The sequence below is a fragment of the Pseudomonas gingeri genome, from assembly GCF_013386165.1.
Taxonomy (GTDB): domain Bacteria; phylum Pseudomonadota; class Gammaproteobacteria; order Pseudomonadales; family Pseudomonadaceae; genus Aquipseudomonas; species Aquipseudomonas gingeri_C.
In genome coordinates, this window is sequence record NZ_JACAOS010000016.1 from 326954 (window position 1) to 350398 (window position 23445).

Consider the following 23445-nt stretch of genomic DNA (forward strand, 5'->3'; position numbering starts at 1 on the left):
GCTTGTCCCGTTGCCTGAATGTTCGCTGAGAAAAATTCCTGCATAAGCGCGGATTGCTGACCCATCCGCGTGCCTATCGCGGCATACTGGGCCTGTCGTTTTGTCTTCGAAGGAATCGGTATGCAGTTGGATCCCGCCAGCGGTTGGTGCCAGGACGTGCGTCACTGTCCGTCGCCCAACTTCAACCAGCGCCCGGCTGGGGAAATTTCCCTGCTGGTGATCCACAACATCAGCCTGCCGCCGGGGCAGTTCGCCACGGGCAAGGTGCAGGAGTTCTTCCAGAACCGCCTGGATGTCACAGAACATTCCTACTTTGAAGGCATCGCCGACCTGCGCGTGTCCGCGCATTTTCTGATTGAACGTGACGGTAAGGTCACTCAGTTTGTCTCTTGTCTGGAGCGCGCCTGGCATGCCGGCGTTTCGTCTTTCGAGGGACGGGAAACCTGTAACGATTTTTCCCTGGGCATCGAGTTGGAAGGCACGGACGAGCTGCCGTTCACCGAAGCGCAGTACATGGCACTGATCGGTTTGACCCGGCAGCTGCGGGCTGCTTACCCGGCCATCACCGCGCAACGGATTTGCGGTCATAGTGATATCGCCCCGGGCCGCAAGACCGATCCAGGGCCGGCGTTCGACTGGGGGCGCTTTCGTGCCGCCGTGCTGGAAAAAGGAGAGTCACAATGAGTTTTCTGGTGTTGCTGCTGGCGGTCTGGATCGAAAAGTTCTCGGCCTTGCGCCAGCGTGTCCAGCGTGACGGCGCCTGGCTGCGGGAGCTGGCCAGGCTGGAAGCCGCTCCGCGCACGGCCGGGCGTCCCTGGCTGGTGCTGATCCTGCTGGTGTTGTTGCCGGTGGTGGTGCTCGGCCTGGTGCTGATGGCCCTGCAACCACTGGCCTATGGCTTGCTGGCTTTGCCGGTGCACCTGCTGGTGGTGATTTACAGCCTGGGTCGTGGTGATCTGCTGGCGGCCCTCGGTCCCTTTCGCGATACCTGGCGGCGTAGTGATGTACAGGCGGCCGTGCATGTGGCCAAACGTGACCTGGACGTGTGCGCCGAGAGTGGCGACGATCTGCTGGAGCAGGTCCAGGGTTATCTGTTGTGGCAGGCCTACCAGAGTTTCTTCGTGGTGATTTTCTGGTATTTCCTGTTGGGCCCGGTGGCGGCGCTGAGTTATCGGCTGCTGGCGCTGGCGACGGAACATGGCCAGAACCCGGCGTTGGTGGAGCGCGCGACCTTGCTGCGGCATGCCTTCGACTGGTTGCCGGTGCGCTTGCTGGCGGCCAGCCTGGCGTTGGTGGGCAACTTTGTCGGGGTCAGCCGGGTGATGCTGCATGAGTTGCTCAACTGGGACATCACGGCGCGGCAACTGGTGGAGAAAGTCGGTCGTGTTGCCGGGGAAATCCCGGCGCCGGTAGTCGGTGCCGATGGCGTGACCAGCCTGGACAGCTTGTGGGAGTTGCTGCTGCGGGCGGCGGTGCTCTGGTATGCCGGGTTTGCCCTGTGGACCGTATTGATCTGATTTCGCACGATTCTCGAAAACCTGTAGGAGCAGTCGGTCGACGCTCCTACAGGCTGAGAATCCTGGGTTGTCGGGCGAAGCGGCATTAACCTTAAGTTACAAAACTCTCTTTCAAATTAAGTTATACAAGCAGTAGCTGCGGATACTGGCTTTATGCCTTGCCGTGCCTGCCACTATAAAAATAATACGAAAGGGAGCATTCCAGTGAAGCGCTTGCTATATCCCGCCGTCGCCCTGATGAACCGCTTGAGCTTCGGGATGAAGTTCAGTTTGATCAGCGTGCTGTTCTTCGTACCGATGCTGGTGACCAACTTCTATCTGGTGCATGACTCCTATCGCGAATTCTCTGGCACCCAGGTCGAGCTGCAAAGCCTCGATCTGCTGGGCAGCAGCCTGAGCTTGCGGCGCGATCTGGAAACCTTGAACAACCAGGTGCAGATCGACGCCGTCCTCGGCCAATCCGGCAAGGCGGGGGACCTGGAAAGCAAGATCCACAGTCTTGAGCAAAGTGTCCTCGAGCGCTTGCAAGGCCTGGCGCCGGTAACGATCGATCCGGAACAGGTCGACGCCTTCAACACCAAGCGCGATGAAATGATCAGCGCCTTCAAGGCCCAGCAGGCCGAAACCTCCTTGCAAAGCAAAAGTGCACTGATCACCAAGCTGCTCGCCAAGGCGCAGATTTTCAGCCAGATCATTGCCAGTCAGTCAGGGCTCAGCCGCGATAATCAGAGCGACCTGCGGCAGTTGAGCGAACTGGTGACCAGCGTCACGCCGCAGGTCACCCAGACCCTCGGCGAAGGCCGCTCCATGGGCGCCTATTCCCTGGGGCAGGGCTTTCTCAATTCGGCCTCGAGCACGCGTTTCGACGAGCTGTTGCAGCAGATCGAGAAGTTGCAGGCTGAATACGCCCTGAAACTCCAGGATGCCCTGGGGAACAGCAAAAATGCCCACGCGTCCCTGGACACGCAGGCCGCCGCCAGCAAGGCCTCGCTGAAAAAAGGCAGTGAGTTGTTCGAGGAACAGGTGGTGATGGCTGAAACCCTCGATGCACCCTGGCCGGCTTTCTACGACCAGGTCAGTGCACTGATGGCGCAAACCTACCAGCTCAATGATGCGACCCTGGCCTATCTCGGCCAGGAGCTTGAACAGCGCCTGGCACAAAATCGCCTGCACATGCTCTGGCTGGTGGTCGCGCTGGCGGCGGTGTTCTTCTCCATCGTCTATCTGTATGGCGGTTTTTACGCCTCGACCCGGACCACCTTGCGGCGCCTGGGGGAAATGATGAACAAGGTGGCGGCCGGGGACATGACGGTCAATTTTGTTGCCCACAGCCGTGATGAGTTGGGTGAGTTGGGGGGCGTGTTCAATGGCACCGTCGCGAAGATCCATGACCTGATCGAGCGGGTCGGGCAGACCGTCAGTGAGGTTGAGCGCCAGGCCGGGCAGGTCGAGTCGGTGTCGGCCCGGAGCAATCTGGCGGTGGCGGGGCAGCGTAGTCAGATCGAACTGGTGGCGACCGCCATGAACCAGATGTCCGCCACGGCCCAGGAGGTCGCCCGCAGCGCCTCCGCCGCGGTGAACAGTGCCCATAGCGTCAATGGTGAAACCCTCAGCGGCCGTGGTCTGGTCGAGTCGCAGCAGAACAGCATCGTGCAGTTGGCCGGCGAGATCGATCAGTCGGTGCAGGTGATCAATCAGCTGGCGACCGACAGCCAGTCCATCAGTCGGGTGTTGGAAGTGATCAAGAGCATCGCCGAGCAGACCAACCTGCTGGCCCTCAACGCGGCGATCGAGGCGGCTCGGGCCGGCGAGCAGGGGCGGGGGTTTGCGGTGGTGGCCGATGAGGTGCGGACCCTGGCCAAGCGCACCCAGCAGTCGACGGGGGAAATCGAGCAGATGATCAGCCGGCTGCACGGTGGCGTGGGGGCGGCGGTGAAAGCCATGGGCATCAGCCATGGGATGGCGAACAGCACGGTGAGTCAGTCGGAAAAGGTCCAGCGGGCGTTGGACAATATCCTCGGTGCGGTGGGCATGATCGTCGACCAGAACCAGCAGATTGCGGCGGCCGTCGAGCAGCAAACCGCCGTGGCCCATGATATCGACCAGAATATCGTCGAGATCAACCGCGCCGGCGAGCGCACGGCCGAGGGCGCGCACCAGACCGAAAGTGCCAGTCGCCTGCTCTCGGTGCAGGTGGTGGAGCTCAAGCAATTGATTGGCGCGTTCAGGGTTTGACGCTTGCTGACAGGCGAATTTCCTGTAGGAGCCGGCTTGCCGGCGATTAGGCCCTTGAGTCTTGCATCGACTTCAGGGACGCCATCGCCGGCAAGCCGGCTCCCACAATGATCGCGTGGGTCGTGGTTGCAAGTTAAGGGGCGGCACTCGTCATCGACGGCCAATTGAACAGCGCACAAGCATTGGCGGTACTGGCGCTGGCCAGGGTTTCCGGGCTCACGCCCATCAGGCCGGCCAGTGCCGCACAAATCGCCGGCAAGTGCTCGGGACTGTTGCGCTGGCCGGCGAACATCACCGGTGCCATATCCGGCGAATCGGTTTCCAGCACCACGCTGTCCAGCGGCAGGTTGGCGATGACCTTGCCCAGGCGCAAGGCCTGGGGCCAGGTGCCGGCGCCACCCAGGCCCAGCTTGAAACCCAGCTTGAGGTATTCCCGGGCTTCCTCGCGACTGCCGGCGAAGGCATGGATGATGCCGCCGCGAGCCGGACGAAAGCGCTTGAGGGTGGCGATGGTCGCCGCATGGCTTCTACGCACATGCAGCAGCGCGGGCAGGGCGAAGTCGGCTGCCAGTTTCAACTGGGCTTCGAACAGCGTCTGTTGGCGTTCGCGGTCCAGTTGCGGCAGAAAATAATCCAGGCCGAATTCCCCCACCGCACACAGCTGCGGATGACCGGCGCAGCGGCTCAGCCAGTCGCCCAGTTCATCGAGATCGGCCGGGCGATGATCATCCAGATACACCGGGTGCAAACCGAACGCCGCCTGCAACCGCGAGTCGCTTTGCACCAGGTCCCAGAGCCGCTGCCAGTTGGCTTGATAAACCCCCAGCACCACCATCCGCCCCACACCCAGGGCGCGGCTGCGTACGAGGACTTCGTCGCGATCGGCATCGAAGTCGGCAAAGTCGAGGTGGGTGTGGGTGTCGATCAGCTCCACGTTCAGGCCTCGTGGAGTCGCTGTTTGAAGGTGCGGGCGATCGCCTGGACACCGGGCTGGTAGTGCTTGTCCTCGATGGCGGTGAGGGCCAACTCCAGGGCTTTTTCGGCGATCAGTTGATGCTGTTGGGCCATGGCGTTGACCGGCAACGGCAGGAAGTCCAGCAGTTGAGTATCACCAAAGGTGCCCAGGCGCAGCGGTTGCGGCTTGAGCGGGTGATCGTGGAGGGCATCGAAGACGCCTTGCAGCAGGACGTAGGAGGTGGTGATCAGGGCATCCGGCAGGTGGCCGAGACGCTTGAGCAGACCGTCCATCAACTGGCGACCGCACTCACGGCTGAAGGCCTCGCCGTGTTCGATCAGCACTTCGCCCTTGAAGCCCTTCAAGGCCTCCTGGAAACCGGCGGCGCGCTGGCGGCTGATGCTCAACTCGGCGCGGGCGCCGATCAGGGCGATATGCCGTGGCAAAGGTTGCAGCAGGCTGCGGGTCAGTTGCAGGCTGGCTTGACGGTCGTCACTGACCACCGAGCAGAAGTGCGCCGGTTCCATTTCCCGGTCGATGGCAATCACCGGGGTCCCCAGTGCCTGCAACTGGCGATAGCTGTCGTCATCGGCAGGCAGGCAGCTGGCGACGAACAGCGCATCGCAGCGCCGCGCGCGGAACAGTTGCAGCAGTTGCCGCTCGCTGTCCGGGGCGTCGTCGGAACTGGCGATCAGCAACTGATAACCACGGGCGCGGGCGCCTTGCTCCAGCAGCTTGGCGATACGTGCGTAACTGGGGTTTTCCAGGTCCGGCAGAATGAAACCCAGGGTTCGCGTCTTGCGACTGCGCAGCCCGGCAGCCTGGGGGTTGGGCGTGAAGCCATGCTGCTCGACTACCGCCCGCACCCGTTCCACGGTGCTGCTGCTGATACGCTGTTGCTCGGCCTTGCCGTTGATCACGTAGCTGGCGGTGGTGACGGACACACCGGCCAGTTGGGCGATATCACTGAGTTTCAAGCGGGGAGTTCCTTATTTTGCTGCAGCATTCAGGTCTGCATTTTCGCTGATCGTATCCTATTCCGGCAGCCGACCTTCGCCGTCCAGTTATCAAAAGACGACGAAGTTTCAACTATTGGGCTGTATACAACCCGGATGGCGGAGTCATGGGGCGATCAAACGCTTCTCTGGCCAGCCATGCCTCGCGGGTTTGTCCCCGCATTTTCACCTCGGCGCGGGCTTCAACACCGGACAATAATCGAGTAACGTGACAAACACTCTAGATTAAACGTTTCAGCAAGCGTATTTTTGGGACATTCGGCCGGTGTCACGGTCCTGCCAAAAGACCGTTTCACATTGTTCAGGCCACCCGCCTAAGCTGACTCATTCAAAACAATACCTAGCGTCCCTCATGACGCTGAATAGGAGAAAGGCATGCTCGAGCTCACCGTAGAGCAGATTTCCATGGGCCAGTCGGCCGTGGACAAGTCTGCTGCCTTGCAACTGCTCGCGAACAGACTGGTGGCCGACGGCCTGGTGGCCGAGGGTTACCTGGCGGGCTTGCAGGCTCGTGAGGCCCAGGGCTCGACCTTTCTCGGCCAAGGTATTGCGATTCCCCATGGCACCCCCGAAACCCGTGACCAGGTGTTTGCCACCGGTGTGCGCCTGCTGCAATTTCCCGATGGCGTGGATTGGGGCGACGGTCAGATCGTCTACCTGGCGATCGGTATTGCGGCCCGCTCCGATGAGCACTTGCGCCTGCTGCAACTGCTGACCCGGGCCCTTGGCGAAACCGATCTGGGTCAGGCTCTGCGCCGTGCCAGTTCCGCTGAAGCGCTGCTCAAGCTGTTGCAGGGCGCGCCGCAGGAACTGGCGCTGGATGCACAGATGATTGGCTTGAGCGTAGCCGCGGACGATTTCGAAGAGCTGGTCTGGCGTGGCGCTCGGTTGTTGCGCCAGGCCGATTGTGTCAGCAACGGTTTTGCCGCTGTATTGCAGCAAGTCGAAGCGTTGCCCCTGGGCGATGGCCTGTGGTGGTTGCACAGCGAGCAGACGGTCAAGCGTCCGGGCTTGGCCTTTGTGACCCCGAACAAACCGATGCGCTACCTCGGTCAGCCCCTGAGCGGCCTGTTCTGCCTGGCCAGCCTCGGTGAAGCGCACCAGGCTCTGCTCGAGCGCCTGTGTGCGCTGCTGATCGAAGGCCGAGGTCACGAACTGGGTCGCGCCACCAGCAGCCGGGCGGTGCTCGAAGTGCTGGGCGGTGAGTTGCCGGCCGACTGGCCTAGCGCACGGATTGGTCTGGCCAATGCCCATGGACTGCATGCCCGTCCGGCGAAAGTCCTGGCGCAACTGGCGAAAAATTTTGAAGGCGATATCCGGGTACGCATCGTCGACGGTGCCGGTAGCGCGGTGTCGGTGAAAAGCCTGAGCAAGTTGCTCAGCCTCGGCGCACGCCGTGCCCAGGTGCTGGAATTTATCGCCGAACCGAGCATTGCCGCCGATGCCTTGCCGGCGATTCTGGCAGCCGTAGCAGAAGGCCTGGGCGAGGAAGTCGAGCCGTTGCCGGCAATCAGTGTCGAGACGCCGGCGCTGGAGGAAGTCCTTGTGCCGCTGGTGGCGCCGAGTGCCGGCAGCCAACTCCAGGCCATTGCCGCCGCACCGGGGATCGCCATCGGCCCGGCGCATGTCCAGGTCTTGGCGCAATTCGATTACCCGTTGCGCGGTGAGTCCGCGCTGGTCGAACGCCAGCGCCTGCAACAGGCCCTGGACCTGGTGCGCCAGGACATCGAGGGTCTGATCCAGCGCAGCAAGGCCAAGGCGATCCGGGAAATTTTCATTACCCACCAGGAAATGCTCGACGACCCGGAACTGAGCGACGAAGTCGAAGCCCGTCTCAAGCAAGGCGAAAGCGCCGAGGCCGGCTGGATGGCGGTGATCGAGGCGGCGGCCCGTCAGCAGGAGTCGTTGCAGGATGCCTTGCTGGCCGAGCGTGCGGCGGATCTGCGGGATGTCGGCCGGCGCGTGCTGGCGCAACTCTGTGGCGTCGAAACCCTGGCCGAGCCGGATCAGCCCTATGTGCTGGTGATGGATGAAGTCGGCCCTTCGGACGTCGCACGCCTGGATCCGGCGCGGGTCGCCGGGATTCTCACCGCCCGCGGCGGGGCCACGGCCCACAGTGCGATCGTGGCACGGGCCCTTGGGATTCCGGCGTTGGTCGGTGCCGGCGCGGCGGTGTTGCTGCTGGCGCCGGGCACGTCGTTGCTGATCGATGGGCAGCGCGGTCGCCTGCATGTGTCGCCGGATGACGCGACCTTGCAGCGCGCCTTGCAGGAGCGTGATACCCGCGAGCAGCGTCTGCGCCTGGCTTCGGAGCAACGCCACGAACTGGCGTTGACCCGCGATGGTCACGCGGTCGAGGTGTTCGCCAATATCGGCGAAAGCGCCGGCGTCGTCAGCGCAGTGGAGCAGGGGGCTGAAGGCATCGGCCTGCTGCGGACCGAACTGATTTTCATGGCTCATCAACAGGCCCCGGACGAGGCGACCCAGGAAGCTGAATACCGTCGTGTACTCGATGGCCTGGCGGGTCGCCCGCTGGTGGTGCGGACCCTCGATGTCGGCGGCGACAAACCGCTGCCTTACTGGCCGATCGCCAAGGAGGAAAATCCCTTCCTCGGCGTGCGCGGCATTCGCCTGACCCTGCAACGTCCGCAGATCATGGAAGGACAGTTGCGCGCCTTGCTCCGTGCCGCCGACAACCGACCGTTGCGGATCATGTTCCCGATGGTCGGCAGTGTCGCCGAGTGGCGCCAGGCCCGGGACATGACCGAACGTCTGCGCCAGGAAATCCCGGTGGCCGATCTGCAACTGGGGATCATGATCGAGGTGCCTTCGGCAGCGCTGCTGGCGCCGGTATTGGCCAAGGAAGTGGACTTCTTCAGCGTTGGCACCAACGACCTGACCCAATACACCCTGGCCATCGACCGCGGTCACCCGACGCTCTCGGCCCAGGCCGACGGCCTGCATCCGGCTGTACTGCAACTGATCGACATCACCGTGCGCGCCGCCCATGCCCATGGCAAATGGGTCGGCGTGTGCGGCGAACTGGCGGCGGACCCCTTGGCGGTGCCGGTGCTGGTAGGGCTGGGGGTGGATGAATTGAGCGTCTCGGCCCGCAGTATTCCCGAGGTCAAGGCGCGGGTGCGCGAGCTGAGCCTGCCCCAGGCGCAAGCACTGGCCCAGGCCGCCTTGGCGGTGGGCAGCGGCGACGAAGTGCGTGCCCTGGTGGAGGCTTTGTAATGGCACGGATTCTGACGCTGACCCTGAACCCGGCGCTGGACCTGACCGTGCAGTTGGCACGGCTGGAACCCGGCCAGGTCAACCGCAGCGAAGCGATGCAGACCCATGCCGCCGGCAAAGGGCTGAACGTCGCCCAGGTGCTGGCGGACCTGGGGCATCAACTGACCGTCGGCGGCTTTCTCGGCGACAGCAACCCGCAAGCGTTCGAGGCCCTGATGGCACGGCGCGGTTTTGTCGACGCCTTTGTCCGGGTGCCGGGGGAAACCCGCAGCAATATCAAGCTGGCCGAGCATGACGGGCAAATCACCGATATCAATGGTCCCGGCCCGCTGGTCAGCGAGCAGGCGCGGCAAGCCCTGCTGGACAAACTCGACCTGATCGCTCCCGGGCACGACGCTGTGGTGGTGGCCGGCAGCCTGCCGCAAGGGGTGAGCCCAGAGTGGTTGCAGGCGCTGTTGCTGCGCTTGAAGAACCTCGGTCTGAAGGTTGCCCTGGACACCAGCGGCGCAGCCCTGCGCGCCGGTCTCGCGGCGACGCCCTGGTTGATCAAGCCTAATGGCGAGGAACTCGCCGAGGCCTTGCGGATGCCGGCTACCTCGCTACAGGACCAGGCCGAAATCGCCGGACGGTTGTTGGTCCAGGGGATCGAACACGTGGTGATTTCCCAGGGTGCCGAAGGGGTGAACTGGTTTTGCGCCGCGCCGCCTTTGCAGGCCTTGCCGCCGAAAGTGAAAGTCGCCAGCACCGTCGGTGCCGGTGATTCATTGCTGGCCGGGATGCTCCACGGTCTGCTCAGCGCTCATTCGGCCGAGCAGACCCTGCGCACCGCCACCGCGATTGCCGCCCAGGCGGTGACCCAGATCGGTTTCGGCATCAACGACACGGCGCAACTGGCGCAGCTTGAAAGCGGCGTCCGCGTGCACGCCCTGACAGAACAATAAGAGAGGGATAGTGATGAAGTTAGCCATTGTTACCGCCTGCCCGAACGGCATGGTTACCAGTGTGCTCTGCGCCCGCCTGCTCGATGCGGCGGCCCAGCGCCAGGGTTGGAGCACCAGCGTCGAAGTCCACGACAGCCAGCACCCGGAGCGCCAGTTGTCGGCGGCGACGGTGGATGCCGCCGAGTGGGTACTGCTGGTCAGCAGCGTGCCGGTGGAGATGTCGCGGTTTATCGGCAAGCGGGTCTTTCAAAGCACCCCGGCCCACGCGTTGCAGGATGTCGAGGCGGTCTTGCGTCGCGGCGCCGAAGAGGCCCAGGTGTTTGTTGCGCCCAAGGTCGTGCCTGGGGCCGCGGTTGAGCCGGCGGTGGCGCCCAAGCGCGCACCACGCCTGGTAGCGGTGACCGCCTGCCCGACCGGCGTGGCTCACACCTTCATGGCTGCCGAAGCCTTGCAGCAGTCGGCCAAACGTCTGGGTTACGACCTGCAGGTGGAAACCCAGGGTTCCGTCGGCGCGCGCAATCCGCTCAGCGCGGCGGCGATCGCCGAGGCCGATGTGGTGTTGCTGGCGGCGGATATCGAAGTTGCCACCGAGCGTTTCGCCGGCAAGAAAATCTACCGTTGCGGCACCGGCATCGCCTTGAAGCAAGCGGACGCGACCCTCAACAAGGCCCTGGCTGAAGGCCAGCTGGAACAGGCCGCGACGGGCAACGCCGCGACCTCGGCCAAGCAGGAAAAGACCGGTGTCTACAAACACCTGCTGACCGGTGTTTCGTTCATGTTGCCGATGGTGGTGGCGGGCGGCTTGATGATCGCCTTGTCGTTCGTCTTCGGTATCACCGCCTTCAAGGAGCCCGGCACGCTGGCGGCCGCCTTGATGCAGATTGGTGGCGAAAGCGCGTTCAAGCTGATGGTGCCGTTGCTGGCCGGCTACATCGCCTATTCGATTGCCGACCGTCCGGGCCTGGCGCCGGGGATGATCGGCGGATTGTTGGCGAGCACCCTGGGTGCGGGGTTTATCGGTGGCATCGTCGCCGGTTTTCTGGCCGGCTACAGCGCCAAGGCGATCAATCGTTATGCGCGCTTGCCCAGCAGTCTTGAAGCCCTGAAGCCGATCCTGATCATCCCGTTGCTGGCGAGCCTGTTCACCGGTCTGGTGATGATCTATGTGGTGGGCAAACCGGTGGCGGGGATGCTCGAAGGGCTGACGCATTTCCTCGACAGCATGGGCACCACCAACGCCATTTTGCTCGGCGTGTTGCTGGGCGGGATGATGTGCGTCGACCTCGGTGGGCCGATCAACAAGGCGGCTTATGCCTTCTCGGTCGGGCTGCTGGCGTCGCAGAGTTATGCACCGATGGCGGCGACCATGGCGGCGGGCATGGTGCCGCCGATCGGCCTGGGGATCGCCACGCTGATTGCGCGACACAAGTTCGCCCAGAGTGAGCGCGAGGCGGGCAAGGCGGCGTTTGTGCTGGGGCTGTGCTTTATCTCCGAGGGGGCGATTCCATTTGCCGCCAAGGACCCGCTGCGGGTGATCCCGGCGAGCATTGCCGGTGGCGCGTTGACCGGTGCCTTGTCGATGTATTTCGGCTGCAAGCTGATGGCGCCCCACGGCGGCCTGTTCGTGATGCTGATCCCGAATGCGATCAACCATACGCTGCTGTACCTGCTGGCGATTGTGGCCGGTAGCCTGCTGACGGCGCTGGCTTATGCCGTGCTCAAGCGCCCGGAGGCTGTTGAGCTGAGTATCGAGCCGGCACGAGCTTGACTGGGTTGTTTCTTGTGGCGAGCGGGCTTGACGTAATGTCAGTCGGTTAAGAACGGTCTCAAGTCCGGCGAGATTTGTGGCGAGCGGGCTTGCCCGCGTTGGGGTGCGAAGCGCCCCTAAAACCAGCGAGCGCGGTCTGTCAGGCAGACCGAGGTGCGCGGGTTTGCGACTGCTTCGCAGCCGAGCGCGGGCAAGCCCGCTCGCCACAACGTGGTGCCTTGATCGTGCCTCAGTACACATCCCGCCGATAACGGCCCTGTTCGATCAGTTCCTCGACCGCCTCGGCCCCGAGCAATTCCAGCAACACCTGGTCGACCCCGGCCGCCATCCCCTGCAAGCTGCCGCAGATATAGATGGCGGCACCGTTCTTGAGCCATTGACGCAGTTCACCCGCGGCTTCGCGCAGACGATCCTGGACATAGATTTTCTCTGCCTGGTCGCGGGAAAACGCCAGGTCCAGACGCGCCAGATCACCGCTGGCCAGCCAGCCTTGCAGTTCTTGGGCGCAGTGGAAATCGTGGGCGAGATTGCGCTCGCCAAACAACAACCAGTTGTCTCGCTGACCCTCGGCGATGCGTGCCTTGAGCAAACTGCGCAGTCCCGCCAGCCCGGTACCGTTACCCAGCAGGATCAGCGGGCACGGCACCGTCGGCAGATGGAAACCGCTGTTGCGCCGCACCCGCAGGCTGATGCCGGCGCCCGCTGCCGCATGTTCGGTCAACCACCCGGAACCCACGCCCAGGCTGCCATCGGCATGGCGCTCCTGGCGAACGATCAACTCCAGTTGCCCATCACTCTCGATGGAGGCGATGGAGTACTCGCGAGGGCTCAGGGGTATCAGCGCATCCACCAGCGCCTGGGCATGCAGGCCGATCAGATGGACCCGATTCTCCGGCAGCTGGCGTCCGCCCAGGGCCTGGGCAAGGCTTTCCGTCAGGCCGTCGAGTTGCACCAGGCTGTCGGCCTCAAGGCCGAGTCCGGCGAGGAAGTGTTCCACTGCCAGGGCGCTCTGGCGCGGGAGGATTTCCACCAGGTCGCCGGCTTGCCATGCGCTCGGCGTCTCGGCCGTCAAGCCCAGCAGGTAGACGGCAGAGCCGGCGCTGCCCGGATTGAGCAGGTCGCGCTGGCGCAAGGTCCAGTGGGCAAAGCTCGGCGCCTGCCAGGCCACCGGGGGTGTGCCTCCGGTCAGCTGGTTGAGTTGTTGTTGCCAATAACGCAGGGCGTAGGGATCGCCATTGTCGACTTCGACCGGGGCGAACAGGGTGTTGCCACCGCGCGCCTCCAGCCACTGATGCAGACGTCGGGCAAAACCGCAGAAGTGCTGGTATTGCCGATCGCCGAGCGCCAGGACCGAATAATTCAAGGTCTCCAGGGACAGCGGCTGGCCGAGCAACTTGCGCTCGAATCCACGGGCGCTGTCCGGTGCTTCGCCGTCGCCGAAGGTGCTGACGACGAACAGCGCATGCTGGGATTCACGCAGGTCCTGTTCATTGATATCGGCCAGCGGGCTGACCCGCACCGGCACTCCGGCGGCCTGCAACTGACTGGCGCTCTGCCAGGCCATCTGCTCGGCGAAACCGCTCTGGCTGGCAAAGCCGATCAGCCAGGCCGGTGCATCGCTCAGGTGCGGCTCCAGGCCCTGGCGGGCCTGCTTCACCTGGCGTTTCTTGCGTCGTCGATCGAGGTACAGCAGCCAGCCGGTGACGAAGAACAGCGGCATGGTCAGGCTCGACAGGGTCAGCAGGATTCGGCCGGTTATCCCGAAGTAGCTGCCGACGTGCAGTGCGTAGAGGCTGGTCAGCAACTGCGCCTTGAGGCTTTGGTCGGCGTAGCGCAACTGGTCGCTGATCACGCCGGTGGCCGGGTCCAGGTTGATCTGGTTGAGCGCGCGATCGTGGGGCGAGTCCTTGAGCAGGTAGTAGACCGTTGCCGGTTTTCCGGCCACCGCCGGCATACGAATGTTGTAGGCCTTGAGATCAGGCCCCGTGGCCTGTTGGATACTGGCCCAGATGGCGTCGTAGTCGGCAGTCGGTGCCGGGCCATGGGGGGCCGGTTTGCGTTGTCCCGCGCCGCGATTCTGGATCGGTGAGTCGGCCAGCAGTTTGTTCAGGCCGTCGCTGTACCACTCGTAGGACCAGAACAGGCCAGTCAGCGCCGACAGCAGATAGAGCAACAGGCACCAGGTGCCGGCGACCGCATGCAGGTTCCAGTTGAAGGCACGACCTTTTATCGCCCAGTCGAAGGTCAGCCAGGCCCGCCAGTTGAGGGCCTGGCGCGGCCAACGCAGATAGAGCCCGGAGAGGCAGAAGAACAGCAGCATCAGGGTGCACGCGCCGGTGATCTGCCGGCCGGTATCGCCCAGGGCGAGGAAACGGTGCAGTTGCAGGATCAGGGCGAAGAAGTCCTGGCCTTGGGCCTCGCCCTGATAGTCCCCGGTGTAGGGGTCGAAGTAGCGCATCAGCCCCCGACGCTCACCGGGCTCCGGGGTGAAGGCGACCCGCGCGGCGTTGTCGCCATGGGGCGAAACCCAGAGCATGGCAACGCTCTTGCCCTCACGGGCTTCCAGTTTGCGCACCAGTTCGGCTGGAGGCAGGGCTTCGCCATGGGCCGGCACTTCGACTTGCAGGACACTGGGATTGAGCAGGCGCAACAGCTCGTCCTGGAACGACACCGTGGCACCGGTGATTCCCATGAAGGCCAGCACCAGCCCGGCCGTGATGCCGAACAGCCAGTGCAATTGGAACAGTGTTTTCTTCAACACGGCGACCGCCTTGCTCTCTCGAAGTGATTCTTACGGCGCGCATTATGCCGTGTGTTTGTGAGAATGCGACGAATTCATATTCGCAGCATTTTTTTCGTGTAACGAGACGGACAAGAGCCCTGTTCATGGGCGTGGGCACGCTGTGTTCAATGCCAGTACCCGCGCTATTCGGAACGGGTTCTGCGCCTTGATTCAGCGCAGCGGGAAGATCAGGGTTTTACAATGCCAATGGGAATAAATATCATTTAATATTTATTCGCTCTCAGGTGTCTACCCATGTTGCTGTACATCCCGACCGAATCTCTCGTGAGCAGGTGCCGTACATGAGCTTTCATCTGCGGCGCGAGGAAGTGCTGGACGGCGATTCCCTCAAGGCGATGCTCGAAGAAAACCCGCCCCGGGCGGCCCAGGCGGTATTGTTGGCAGCCAGCGAGGGCGTGCTCGACGCCCAGGCGTTGCTGGGACAGATCCTGTTGGACGGGCAGGGCATCGAGCAGGACCCGGCGCTGGCCTTGCGCTGGTTCCGCATCGCGGCGAACGGCGGCCACCTGATGGCGCGCAATATGCTCGGGCGCTGCCTTGAGCAGGGCTGGGGGTGCGAAGCCGATGCCCGGGGCGCGGCACGGGAATATCGTCTGGCGGCCGAAGGCGGGCTGGATTGGGGCTTGTACAACTATGCCAATCTGTTGGCGACCGGGCGTGGGGTTGCCGAGGATCAGGTGGCCGCGCTGGCCTGCTACCGGTGCGCCGCTGAACTCGGGCATGCCAAGTCGATGAATCTGTTGGGGCGTTACCTGGAGGACGGACGTTTTTGTCCGGCCGACCTTGTGGCGGCCTGTGAGTGGTATCGGCTGTCGGCCGAGGGTGGCGACTTTCGTGGGCAGTTCAGCTATGGGGCGGTGCTGGCGGACCTGGGGCGGATCGACCAGGCACTGGATTGGTTACGCCAGGCCTTGGCCGCTGGAAACCTGAAGTTCCTGCGGGTCGGCCGTCAGGCCCTGCTGGCGGCGGCGCATCCCGAGATCCGCGCGCTGGCTCTGGATTATCACCAGCGGGCGGCGTTGCTGGGCGATGCCGGCGATCAGGCTGCGTTGCAGGCGCTGCTGGGCTGAACAATCAAGCGCTCTGCAACACCCGCAAGGCCGCCGTTGCCAGGAAGCCCGAACGACTCTTCTGCTCGGGATGATTGCGCACGTAGGCGTCGATACGGTTCAGCAGGTAACCGGGCAAAGTGATGTTGAGTTTCTCCGCCTTGCCCAGGTAATGGGTAATGTCGATGTCCACCAGTGCCCAGATGCACCCGGCGTAGTCCGGGTTTTTCGCATGCTGGGTCACGGTGCCCGCCCGCGGGATGGGCGCATCGTCCTCGGCGAGAATTTCCAGGTGTCCTTCGATGGCTTCACGGGCCATGGCCAGGGCATCGTCCAGGTCCTCGCCCGCCGAGAAGCAGCCGGGAATATCCGGAACCTCTACGCCCCAGGCGTGCTGCTCGTCACCGGGTTGGATCGCGATAGGGAAAAGCATGGTGGTCTCCTGCTTGCAACTGTGCCTGTTTCAGGATGCTGTTGACTGTCTTGGTCAGTAGGTCCTTCTTTGGATGAGGGATGGTCACCAGCCCCGGCTTGTACAGGTGCTTGAAGTGGTGATGACTGCCCTTGATCCTGACCAGATACCAACCGTCCGCTTCGATAAGCCTGATCAGCTCTCGGCTATTCAAGACGACGTTCCTTGTCGATGGGGTTTGGTGGTTACTGTACCCACCAAATCCCACAGGGCAACACTACACCGCTTCGAAAGGTTTTGCAGCATGTAAATAGAAAAGGCCCGTGAGGGTTCACGGGCCTTTCGAGAGCAACACGCGGTATGACCAGGGCCGCTTTGCCGCGGCCCGGGATCTCACACGTAGAAGGATTTCAGTGGCGGGAAGCCATTGAATTCGACGGCGCTGTAGCTGGTGGTGTAGGCGCCGGTGGACAGCCAGTACAGGCGGTCGCCGATGGCCAGGTTCAGTGGCAGGCCGTATTTGTAGTTTTCATACATGATGTCGGCGCTGTCGCAGGTCGGACCAGCGATGACCACTTCTTCCATCTCGCCTTTCTTCTCGGTCCAGATCGGGAACTTGATGGCTTCGTCCATGGTTTCGATCAGGCCGGAGAATTTGCCCACGTCGGTGTACACCCAGCGCTCGACGGCGGTGCGGGATTTACGCGCGACCAACACCACTTCGCTGACCAGGATACCGGCGTTGGCGATCAGCGAACGGCCCGGCTCCAGGATGATTTCCGGCAGGTCGTCGCCGAAGTCTTCCTTGAGGAAACGGATGATTTCTTCGGCGTAGGTTTCCAGGCTGTTGGTGCGGGTGATGTAGTTGGCCGGGAAGCCACCGCCCATGTTGATCAGCTTCAGGTGAATGCCGTCTTCTTCTTTCAGGCGCTCGAAGATCACTTTGACCTTGGCAATCGCCGCGTCCCAGACGCTGATATCGCGCTGTTGCGAACCGACGTGGAAGGACACGCCGTAAGGCACCAGGCCGAGGTCGCGGGCGAGGATCAGCAGATCCATGGCCATGTCGGTCTGGCAGCCGAACTTACGCGACAGCGGCCAGTCAGCGGTGGTCGAGCCTTCGGTGAGGATGCGCACATAGACTTTCGAGCCCGGTGCGGCCTTGGCGATATTGCGCAGGTCGGCTTCGGAGTCGGTGGAGAACAGGCGCACGCCCTTCTCGTAGAAGTAGCGGATGTCCTTGGATTTCTTGATGGTGTTGCCGTAGCTGATACGGTCGGGGCTGACGCCCTGGCCCAGTACCTTGTCCAGCTCGTAGATCGACGCGATGTCGAAGCTGGAGCCTTTCTGGTTCAGCAGGTCGATGATCTCGACGGCCGGGTTGGCCTTGACTGCGTAATAGACTTTGGCGAATTCGAAACCGGCGCGCAGGTCATCGTAGGCCTGGCTGATCATCGCGGTGTCGATCACCACGAACGGGGTTTCTTGCTGGTCGGCGAACGCCTTCATTTTGTCAAAAGTGGCGCGCGCGAAATAGTCTTCGACCTGGATCGACATGCTGGGAACTCCTACTGGCAAACTAGATTGATCAATGGGTGCAAATGAACGTCCTCCGTATCCCCACTTTGGTTCGCCTACTTCCCAAGGCATGTCGCCGAAAGCAAAAAGGCCATGGGAACTACCGCTTCCCTTGGCCTTGCTGTCTCGTCGTCAGTACTTGAGCCGGATGGATCGTTTCCAGCATGGACGTTCGGCGCGAACTTTAGGACTTGAGGGGCTTGAGATCAACTAAAAATGTCGCGTTTTTGCACGCGCCCGTCGCGAAGCCCGGATCAGTCACCTATTTAACCGACCCGGATGACAGTCTGATGTTCCCGCTCACTGACCGATGGTTTCAGGCCATCGCCATTTCTGCCGGGGACACGATACTGGTCTTGGCCCCGCGTGAACGCCCGGAACTCAGGTAGGCGGCAATCGACTCCTGGGTCACTTCGCCAAGGAATACCCGCTCGGCGTCCATCACCGGCAACCACGAACGGTTGAACTCGTACATCCTCGACAACAGGATGCGCAGGTGTTCGTCGTACGCCGCCGTGGCGTTGAACTCACGCAGGTACTGGGCGCAGTCCCCTGCCTGACGGTGCAGGTCGCGACGTCGCACATAACCCAACGCCTTGTTCCCGGCGTCGGTGACCACCACATAACGACGGTCGTGCTCGTCCATCAGTTCCAGGGCTTCAGCCACTAGGGTCTGCGGGCTCACCGAGGGCGCGTTGTCCGCCGCGTCTTCGGCCTTCACCAGCAGCAGGCGCTTGAGCGTGCTGTCCTGACCGACGAAATTGCTGACGAATTCGTCGGCCGGGTGGGCCAGCAGGGTGTCCGGGTGGTCGATCTGCAACAGCTTGCCGGCGCGAAAGATGGCGATCTTGTCACCGAGCTTGATGGCTTCGTCGATGTCGTGGCTGACCATGATCACGGTCTTGTTCAGCGCCCGCTGCATGTCGAAGAACTCGTTCTGGATCATCTCGCGGTTGATCGGGTCGACCGCGCCGAACGGTTCATCCATCAGCAGCAGCGGCGCATCCGCCGCCAGGGCGCGAATCACGCCGATCCGCTGTTGCTGGCCGCCAGACAACTCACGTGGATAGCGGTGCAGGTACTGCTTGGGTTCCAGCTTGATCATGCTCATCAGCTCGCGGGCCCGGTCGTGACATTTCTGCTTGTCCCAGCCCAGCAGTTTCGGCACCACCACGATGTTTTCCTCGATGGTCATGTTGGGGAACAGGCCGATCTGCTGGATCACATAACCGATGTTACGCCGCAGGGTCACCTCGTCGAGGTCGCTGGTGTCTTCGCCGTTGATCAGGATCCTGCCCGAGGAGGGCTTGATCAGGCGGTTGATCATTTTCAGCGTGGTGCTCTTGCCGCAGCCCGACGGGCCGAGGAATACACAGATTTCGCCTTCATTGACGGTCAGGCTCACGGAATCAACGGCGGTGATGGTCTTGCCGTTGCTTTGGAAGGTCTTGGTCAGGTTTTGAAGTTCGATCATTTGAGTAATCCTTTTGGAGTCAACGAGCGTTGCAGCCATTGCAGAAGCAGGTCGGCGACGATGGCCAGGAGACTGACCAGCACCGCGCCGACCATCAGCATCGACATGTCGCTGCGGCTGATGGCGGCCAGAATCAGCACCCCCAGGCCACCGGCGCCGATGGTCGCGGCGATGGTCATGACGCCGATGTTCATCACCACGGCGGTGCGGACACCGGCGAGGATCACCGGCACCGCGATCGGCAGCTCGACCATGCGCAGGCGCTGGCCGAAGGTCATGCCGATGCCGCGTGCGGCTTCACGGATGCCGGGTTCGACACCGGTCAGGGCCAGGTAGGTGTTGCGCATGATCGGCAGCAGCGAATAGAGGAACACCGCGCTGATCGCCGGCAGTGGCCCCAGGCCCTGGCCGAATTTGGAGTAGAACGGCAGCAGCAGGCCGAACAGGGCGATGGACGGCACGGTCAGCAGCACGGTGGCGCTGGCTTGCAGTGGGCCGGCGAGGCTCTGGAAGCGGGTCATCAGGATACCCAGGGGGACACCGACGACAATCGCCAGAATTACGGCGATACCCACCAGGGTGATGTGCTGCCAGGTCAGATGCAGGACCTGTGTCCAGTCAATATGGGAAAAGGCGTTGAGAAATTCCATGTCTTCTCCTCTCAGTGGATCGGATGTTGGCGCAGGAAATCCGCAGCCACGGCGGACGGGCTTTGATGCTCGACATCGACCCGCGCATTCAGTTGGCGCATGGTTTCGTTGTCGAACAGCGCCGCCAGCGGTTTGAGATCAGCCGCCAGTTGCGGGTGGGCGTCGAGATAAACCTGACGCACCACGGGGGCGGCGGTGTAGTCCGGGAAGTAATGCAGGTCATCTTCCAGCAGCTTCAATTTGAAGGCATTGAGGCGACCGTCGGTGGTGTAGACCAGCCCGGCAAACACCTGGCCGTTACGCAGCGCCGTATAGACCAGGCCGGCGTCCATCTGGCGGGTGTTCTTGCGGGTCAGGTTCATCCGGTACAGCTTGACCATGCCGGCCAGGCCGTCGGAACGGTTGGCGAACTCGGTGTCCAGGGCCACCAGGCGGTTTTCCTTGCCGTCTTCGGCCAGCACTCGGGTCAGGTCGCTGATGCTGTTGATCTGCGGATATTCCCTGGCCACCTGCTCCGGCAGGGACAGGGCGTAGGTGTTGCTGAACTTCGACGGCGACAGCCAGACCAGGCCTTTTTTCGCATCGAGTTCCTTGACCCGGGCGTAGGACTGTTGGCTGTCGAGTTTTTCCTCGACATGGTTGTAAGCCACCAGCGACACGCCGGTGTATTCCCAGATCAGGTCCAGTTGCCCGCTTTCCTGGGCACTGCGCGCCAGGTTACTGCCCAGGCCGCCGGTCACTTGGGTGTCATAGCCCTTGGCGCGCAGGTACTGGGAGGTGATTTCCGCCAGCAGGGTCTGTTCGGTGAAGACCCGGGCGCCAATGCGGATCAAGGGTTTTTCAGCGGCTTGCGCAATACCTGCGGACAGCAGGACGCAGACCAGTATCGCAGTCAGTTTTTTCATATCGATTCCTTTGCCGAGCCTTAAGACGGACGCAACCCGCGTTCCAGCCAGAGGCGGCTGGTCATGGTCACCAGACCATCAAGCAGCAAGGCCAGCAGCGCGGTGCAGGCGGCGCCGAGCAGCAGTTGCGGCTGGTTGTTCAGGGCGATGCCGGGGAAGATCAGGCTGCCCAGGCTGTTGGCGCCGATCAGGAACGCCAGGGGGGCGGTGCCGACGTTGATCGCCAGGGCCACCCGTACCCCACCGATGATGATCGGCACGGCATTTGGCAGTTCCACCTGCAAGAGCACCTGGCGTGGAGTCATGCCGATGCCGACGGCGGCTTCTTTCAGGGAGCCCTGGACGTTTTTCAGGCCTTCGTAGGTGTTGCGCACGATGGGCAGCAAGGAGGCGAGGAACAGGGCAAAGATCGCCGGGCCGCTGCCAATGCCCAGTACGCCCAGGGCGATGGCTAGTACGGCCAGGGGCGGGACGGTGTTGCCGATATTGAAGATCTGCATGAAGCGTTCGGCGCGCCCGATCATGTTCGGTCGGCTCAGCAGGATACCGGCGGGGATCCCTACGATCAGGGCGGCAAGCATGGAGACAAGAACTAGAATCAGGTGAGCTTGCAGGTAAAACAACAAATCGTCGCGGTACAGTTCGATCGTGTTGATGCCGATCCAGTGGACCAGCAGGGCCAGGAGAGCGACGACAACCGCTCCTCCTATCAGCCCTTTGCCATAGCGAATAGCCACAGGCAGACTCCTTTATTTCAGTCGGCGAGCACATTCCCGAGCGGCAATGCCATTCCTGGCTGTCGGCGAATGTGGTCGCGAAATGCAGCTCGCCCCAGCCGGCAAAGCGGCATGAAGTCGAGCCATAAGCGCAGCCTCGTCAGGCTGACTTGCTGATATTTCAGCCCCTGGCACGAGTGAGGTAACAGGGGAGTGGACGCCTCCACCTTTTAAAAGGTTCCATAATTGGCAGCATTTAGCCACCCTTGAAGTCATTGCAAACGGGTGAGCGGTGGTCCATGGACCTTGGTTTGCGCTATACTCGCCGCCCTTTTTTGACTCACCTGCCAGGCGATTTCCCATGACCCACCAGGCCGCCGAAGTCGCGAAACGCCGCACTTTCGCCATTATTTCCCACCCCGATGCCGGTAAAACCACCATCACCGAGAAGCTCTTGCTGATGGGCAAGGCGATCGCGGTGGCCGGCACGGTGAAATCCCGTAAATCCGACCGCCATGCCACCTCCGACTGGATGGAAATGGAAAAACAACGGGGTATCTCGATTACCACGTCGGTCATGCAGTTCCCGTATCGCGATCACATGATCAACCTGCTCGACACCCCGGGCCACGAAGACTTCTCCGAAGACACCTACCGCACCCTGACGGCAGTCGACTCGGCGCTGATGGTCCTCGACGGTGGTAAAGGCGTCGAGCCACGGACCATTGCCCTGATGGACGTCTGCCGTTTGCGCGACACGCCCATCGTCAGCTTTATCAACAAGCTCGACCGCGATATCCGCGACCCGATCGAACTGCTCGACGAGATCGAGGCGGTCCTGAAAATCAAGGCGGCGCCGATCACCTGGCCGATCGGTTGCTACCGTGACTTCAAGGGTGTGTACCACCTGGCCGACGACTACATTATCGTCTACACCGCCGGTCACGGGCATGAGCGCACCGATGTGAAAATCATCGAGAAGCTCGACTCCGACGAAGCCCGTGCCCACCTGGGTGACGAGTACGATCGTTTTGTCGACCAGCTGGAACTGGTGCAGGGCGCCTGCCACGAATTCAACCAGCAGGAGTTCCTCGACGGTCAACTGACCCCGGTGTTCTTCGGTACCGCCCTGGGCAACTTCGGTGTTGACCACGTGCTGGACGCCGTTGTCGATTGGGCGCCGATGCCTTTGGCGCGCGTAGCCAACGAGCGCACCGTGGAGCCGGTGGAAGAAAAGTTCGCCGGTTTCGTGTTCAAGATCCAGGCGAACATGGACCCCAAGCACCGCGACCGGATCGCCTTTATGCGCATCTGTTCGGGCAAGTACGACAAGGGCATGAAAATGCGCCATGTGCGGACCGGCAAGGACGTGCGGATCGGTGATGCGCTGACCTTCTTCTCCTCCGAGCGCGAGCAGTTGGAAGAAGCCTACGCCGGCGACATCATTGGCCTGCACAACCACGGCACGATCCAGATCGGTGACACCTTCACCGAGGGCGAGGCCCTGGGCTTTACCGGTATTCCGCACTTCGCTCCGGAACTGTTCCGTCGCGTGCGCCTGCGTGACCCGCTCAAGTCCAAGCAACTGCGCCAGGGTTTGCAGCAGTTGGCGGAAGAGGGCGCGACCCAGGTGTTCTTCCCCGAGCGCAGCAACGACATCATTCTTGGCGCCGTCGGTGTGCTGCAGTTCGATGTGGTCGCCAGCCGCTTGAAAGAGGAATACAAGGTCGAGTGCTCCTATGAGCCGATCACCGTGTGGTCCGCGCGCTGGATTGATTGCAGCGACAAGAAGAAGCTCGATGAACTGCGGGTCAAGGCCGTGGAAAACCTGGCGTTGGACGGTGGCGGTCACCTGACTTATCTGGCGCCGACCCGGGTCAACCTGGCGCTGATGGAAGAGCGCTGGCCGGACGTGAAATTCCGCGCGACTCGCGAGCACCACTAAGGTATTACCCGTGGCCGTACTGGCCGCACCCTTGAAAAACCCACGGCCCAGGTCGTGGGTTTTTTTATGGGCGCTGCAAAAAACCGAGGCTTGGCGCTGGACTTTGTAGGAGCCAGCTTGCTGGCGATGACGGTCGAAAGGCACTTATTCTTTTTGAGTCTAATTGTAATTCAGAATAATTCTATCGCCAACCAACAGTTTTCATCTGGCCAGTATGGAAAAGTCCGTCCAACCGGTCTAGGTT

At 62.3% G+C, this 23445-nt stretch carries 18 protein-coding genes; 8 read left to right on the forward strand and 10 right to left on the reverse strand.

The window, feature by feature from the left end:
- Positions 1-120 precede the first annotated feature (120 nt).
- From ampD to HX866_RS34825, 3 genes are all read left to right on the forward strand, one after another.
- Positions 121-684 carry a 1,6-anhydro-N-acetylmuramyl-L-alanine amidase AmpD gene (gene ampD, locus HX866_RS17865; protein WP_177096089.1) on the forward strand — a complete coding sequence of 188 codons (564 nt, stop codon included), beginning with the start codon at positions 121-123 and terminating at the stop codon, positions 682-684.
- Positions 681-1517, forward strand: coding sequence for a regulatory signaling modulator protein AmpE (gene ampE, locus HX866_RS17870; RefSeq protein ID WP_177140177.1), 837 nt, complete (start codon positions 681-683; stop codon positions 1515-1517). The genes ampD and ampE overlap by 4 nt, the downstream gene beginning before the upstream one ends.
- 1530 nt (positions 1518-3047) lie before the next feature.
- Entirely contained in the window at positions 3048-3752 is a 705-nt protein-coding gene (locus HX866_RS34825) for a methyl-accepting chemotaxis protein (RefSeq protein WP_371316747.1), read from the forward strand.
- 133 nt (positions 3753-3885) lie between these two features.
- On the opposite strand, the gene HX866_RS17880 is transcribed toward HX866_RS34825, so the two are convergent.
- Positions 3886-4686, reverse strand: coding sequence for a TatD family hydrolase (locus tag HX866_RS17880; protein ID WP_177140179.1), 801 nt, complete (start codon positions 4684-4686; stop codon positions 3886-3888).
- A 2-nt stretch (positions 4687-4688) separates the two neighbouring features.
- The gene (gene cra, locus HX866_RS17885; RefSeq protein WP_177096096.1) at positions 4689-5684 is read right to left on the reverse strand and encodes a catabolite repressor/activator; all 996 of its coding nucleotides are present in this window, start codon (positions 5682-5684) and stop codon (positions 4689-4691) included.
- 414 nt (positions 5685-6098) lie between these two features.
- Here cra and ptsP point away from each other — a divergent pair, with 414 nt between their 5' ends.
- Genes ptsP through HX866_RS17900 form a run of 3 tightly spaced genes read left to right on the forward strand, consistent with a single transcriptional unit; the run spans position 6099 to position 11669 of the window.
- Positions 6099-8960: a phosphoenolpyruvate--protein phosphotransferase gene (gene ptsP / locus HX866_RS17890; protein WP_177140180.1), complete on the forward strand. Its 2862-nt coding sequence runs from the start codon at positions 6099-6101 to the stop codon at positions 8958-8960.
- The gene (gene pfkB, locus HX866_RS17895; protein ID WP_177140181.1) at positions 8960-9901 is read left to right on the forward strand and encodes a 1-phosphofructokinase; all 942 of its coding nucleotides are present in this window, start codon (positions 8960-8962) and stop codon (positions 9899-9901) included. The genes ptsP and pfkB overlap by 1 nt, the downstream gene beginning before the upstream one ends.
- 13 nt (positions 9902-9914) lie before the next feature.
- Positions 9915-11669: a PTS fructose-like transporter subunit IIB gene (locus HX866_RS17900; protein WP_177125155.1), complete on the forward strand. Its 1755-nt coding sequence runs from the start codon at positions 9915-9917 to the stop codon at positions 11667-11669.
- 229 nt (positions 11670-11898) lie between these two features.
- On the opposite strand, the gene HX866_RS17905 is transcribed toward HX866_RS17900, so the two are convergent.
- Positions 11899-14430, reverse strand: coding sequence for a PepSY domain-containing protein (locus HX866_RS17905; RefSeq protein WP_177125156.1), 2532 nt, complete (start codon positions 14428-14430; stop codon positions 11899-11901).
- Between the two features lie 323 nt (positions 14431-14753).
- Here HX866_RS17905 and HX866_RS17910 point away from each other — a divergent pair, with 323 nt between their 5' ends.
- Positions 14754-15542, forward strand: coding sequence for a tetratricopeptide repeat protein (locus HX866_RS17910; protein WP_177103519.1), 789 nt, complete (start codon positions 14754-14756; stop codon positions 15540-15542).
- A 4-nt stretch (positions 15543-15546) separates the two neighbouring features.
- On the opposite strand, the gene HX866_RS17915 is transcribed toward HX866_RS17910, so the two are convergent.
- From HX866_RS17915 to HX866_RS17945, 7 genes are all read right to left on the reverse strand, one after another.
- Positions 15547-15954, reverse strand: coding sequence for a type II toxin-antitoxin system HicB family antitoxin (locus tag HX866_RS17915; RefSeq protein WP_177096109.1), 408 nt, complete (start codon positions 15952-15954; stop codon positions 15547-15549).
- Positions 15923-16147, reverse strand: a complete 225-nt coding sequence (locus HX866_RS17920; RefSeq protein ID WP_177096111.1) for a type II toxin-antitoxin system HicA family toxin — start codon at positions 16145-16147, stop codon at positions 15923-15925. Before HX866_RS17920 ends, HX866_RS17915 begins: the two co-directional genes overlap by 32 nt.
- Before the next feature lie 179 nt (positions 16148-16326).
- Positions 16327-17490, reverse strand: coding sequence for a type III PLP-dependent enzyme (locus HX866_RS17925; RefSeq protein WP_177096114.1), 1164 nt, complete (start codon positions 17488-17490; stop codon positions 16327-16329).
- A 337-nt stretch (positions 17491-17827) separates the two neighbouring features.
- On the reverse strand, positions 17828-18985 hold the full coding sequence (locus tag HX866_RS17930; RefSeq protein WP_177125157.1) for an osmoprotectant ABC transporter ATP-binding protein OsmV: 1158 nt from the start codon (positions 18983-18985) through the stop codon (positions 17828-17830).
- Positions 18982-19635, reverse strand: a complete 654-nt coding sequence (locus tag HX866_RS17935) for an ABC transporter permease (protein WP_177125158.1) — start codon at positions 19633-19635, stop codon at positions 18982-18984. Before HX866_RS17935 ends, HX866_RS17930 begins: the two co-directional genes overlap by 4 nt.
- Positions 19636-19646: 11 nt before the next feature.
- The gene (locus HX866_RS17940; RefSeq protein WP_177140182.1) at positions 19647-20540 is read right to left on the reverse strand and encodes a glycine betaine ABC transporter substrate-binding protein; all 894 of its coding nucleotides are present in this window, start codon (positions 20538-20540) and stop codon (positions 19647-19649) included.
- A 20-nt stretch (positions 20541-20560) separates the two neighbouring features.
- On the reverse strand, positions 20561-21277 hold the full coding sequence (locus tag HX866_RS17945; protein ID WP_177096122.1) for an ABC transporter permease: 717 nt from the start codon (positions 21275-21277) through the stop codon (positions 20561-20563).
- Between the two features lie 340 nt (positions 21278-21617).
- Between HX866_RS17945 and HX866_RS17950 the strand changes: the two genes are divergently transcribed.
- The gene (locus HX866_RS17950; RefSeq protein ID WP_100941225.1) at positions 21618-23201 is read left to right on the forward strand and encodes a peptide chain release factor 3; all 1584 of its coding nucleotides are present in this window, start codon (positions 21618-21620) and stop codon (positions 23199-23201) included.
- Positions 23202-23445 lie beyond the last annotated feature (244 nt).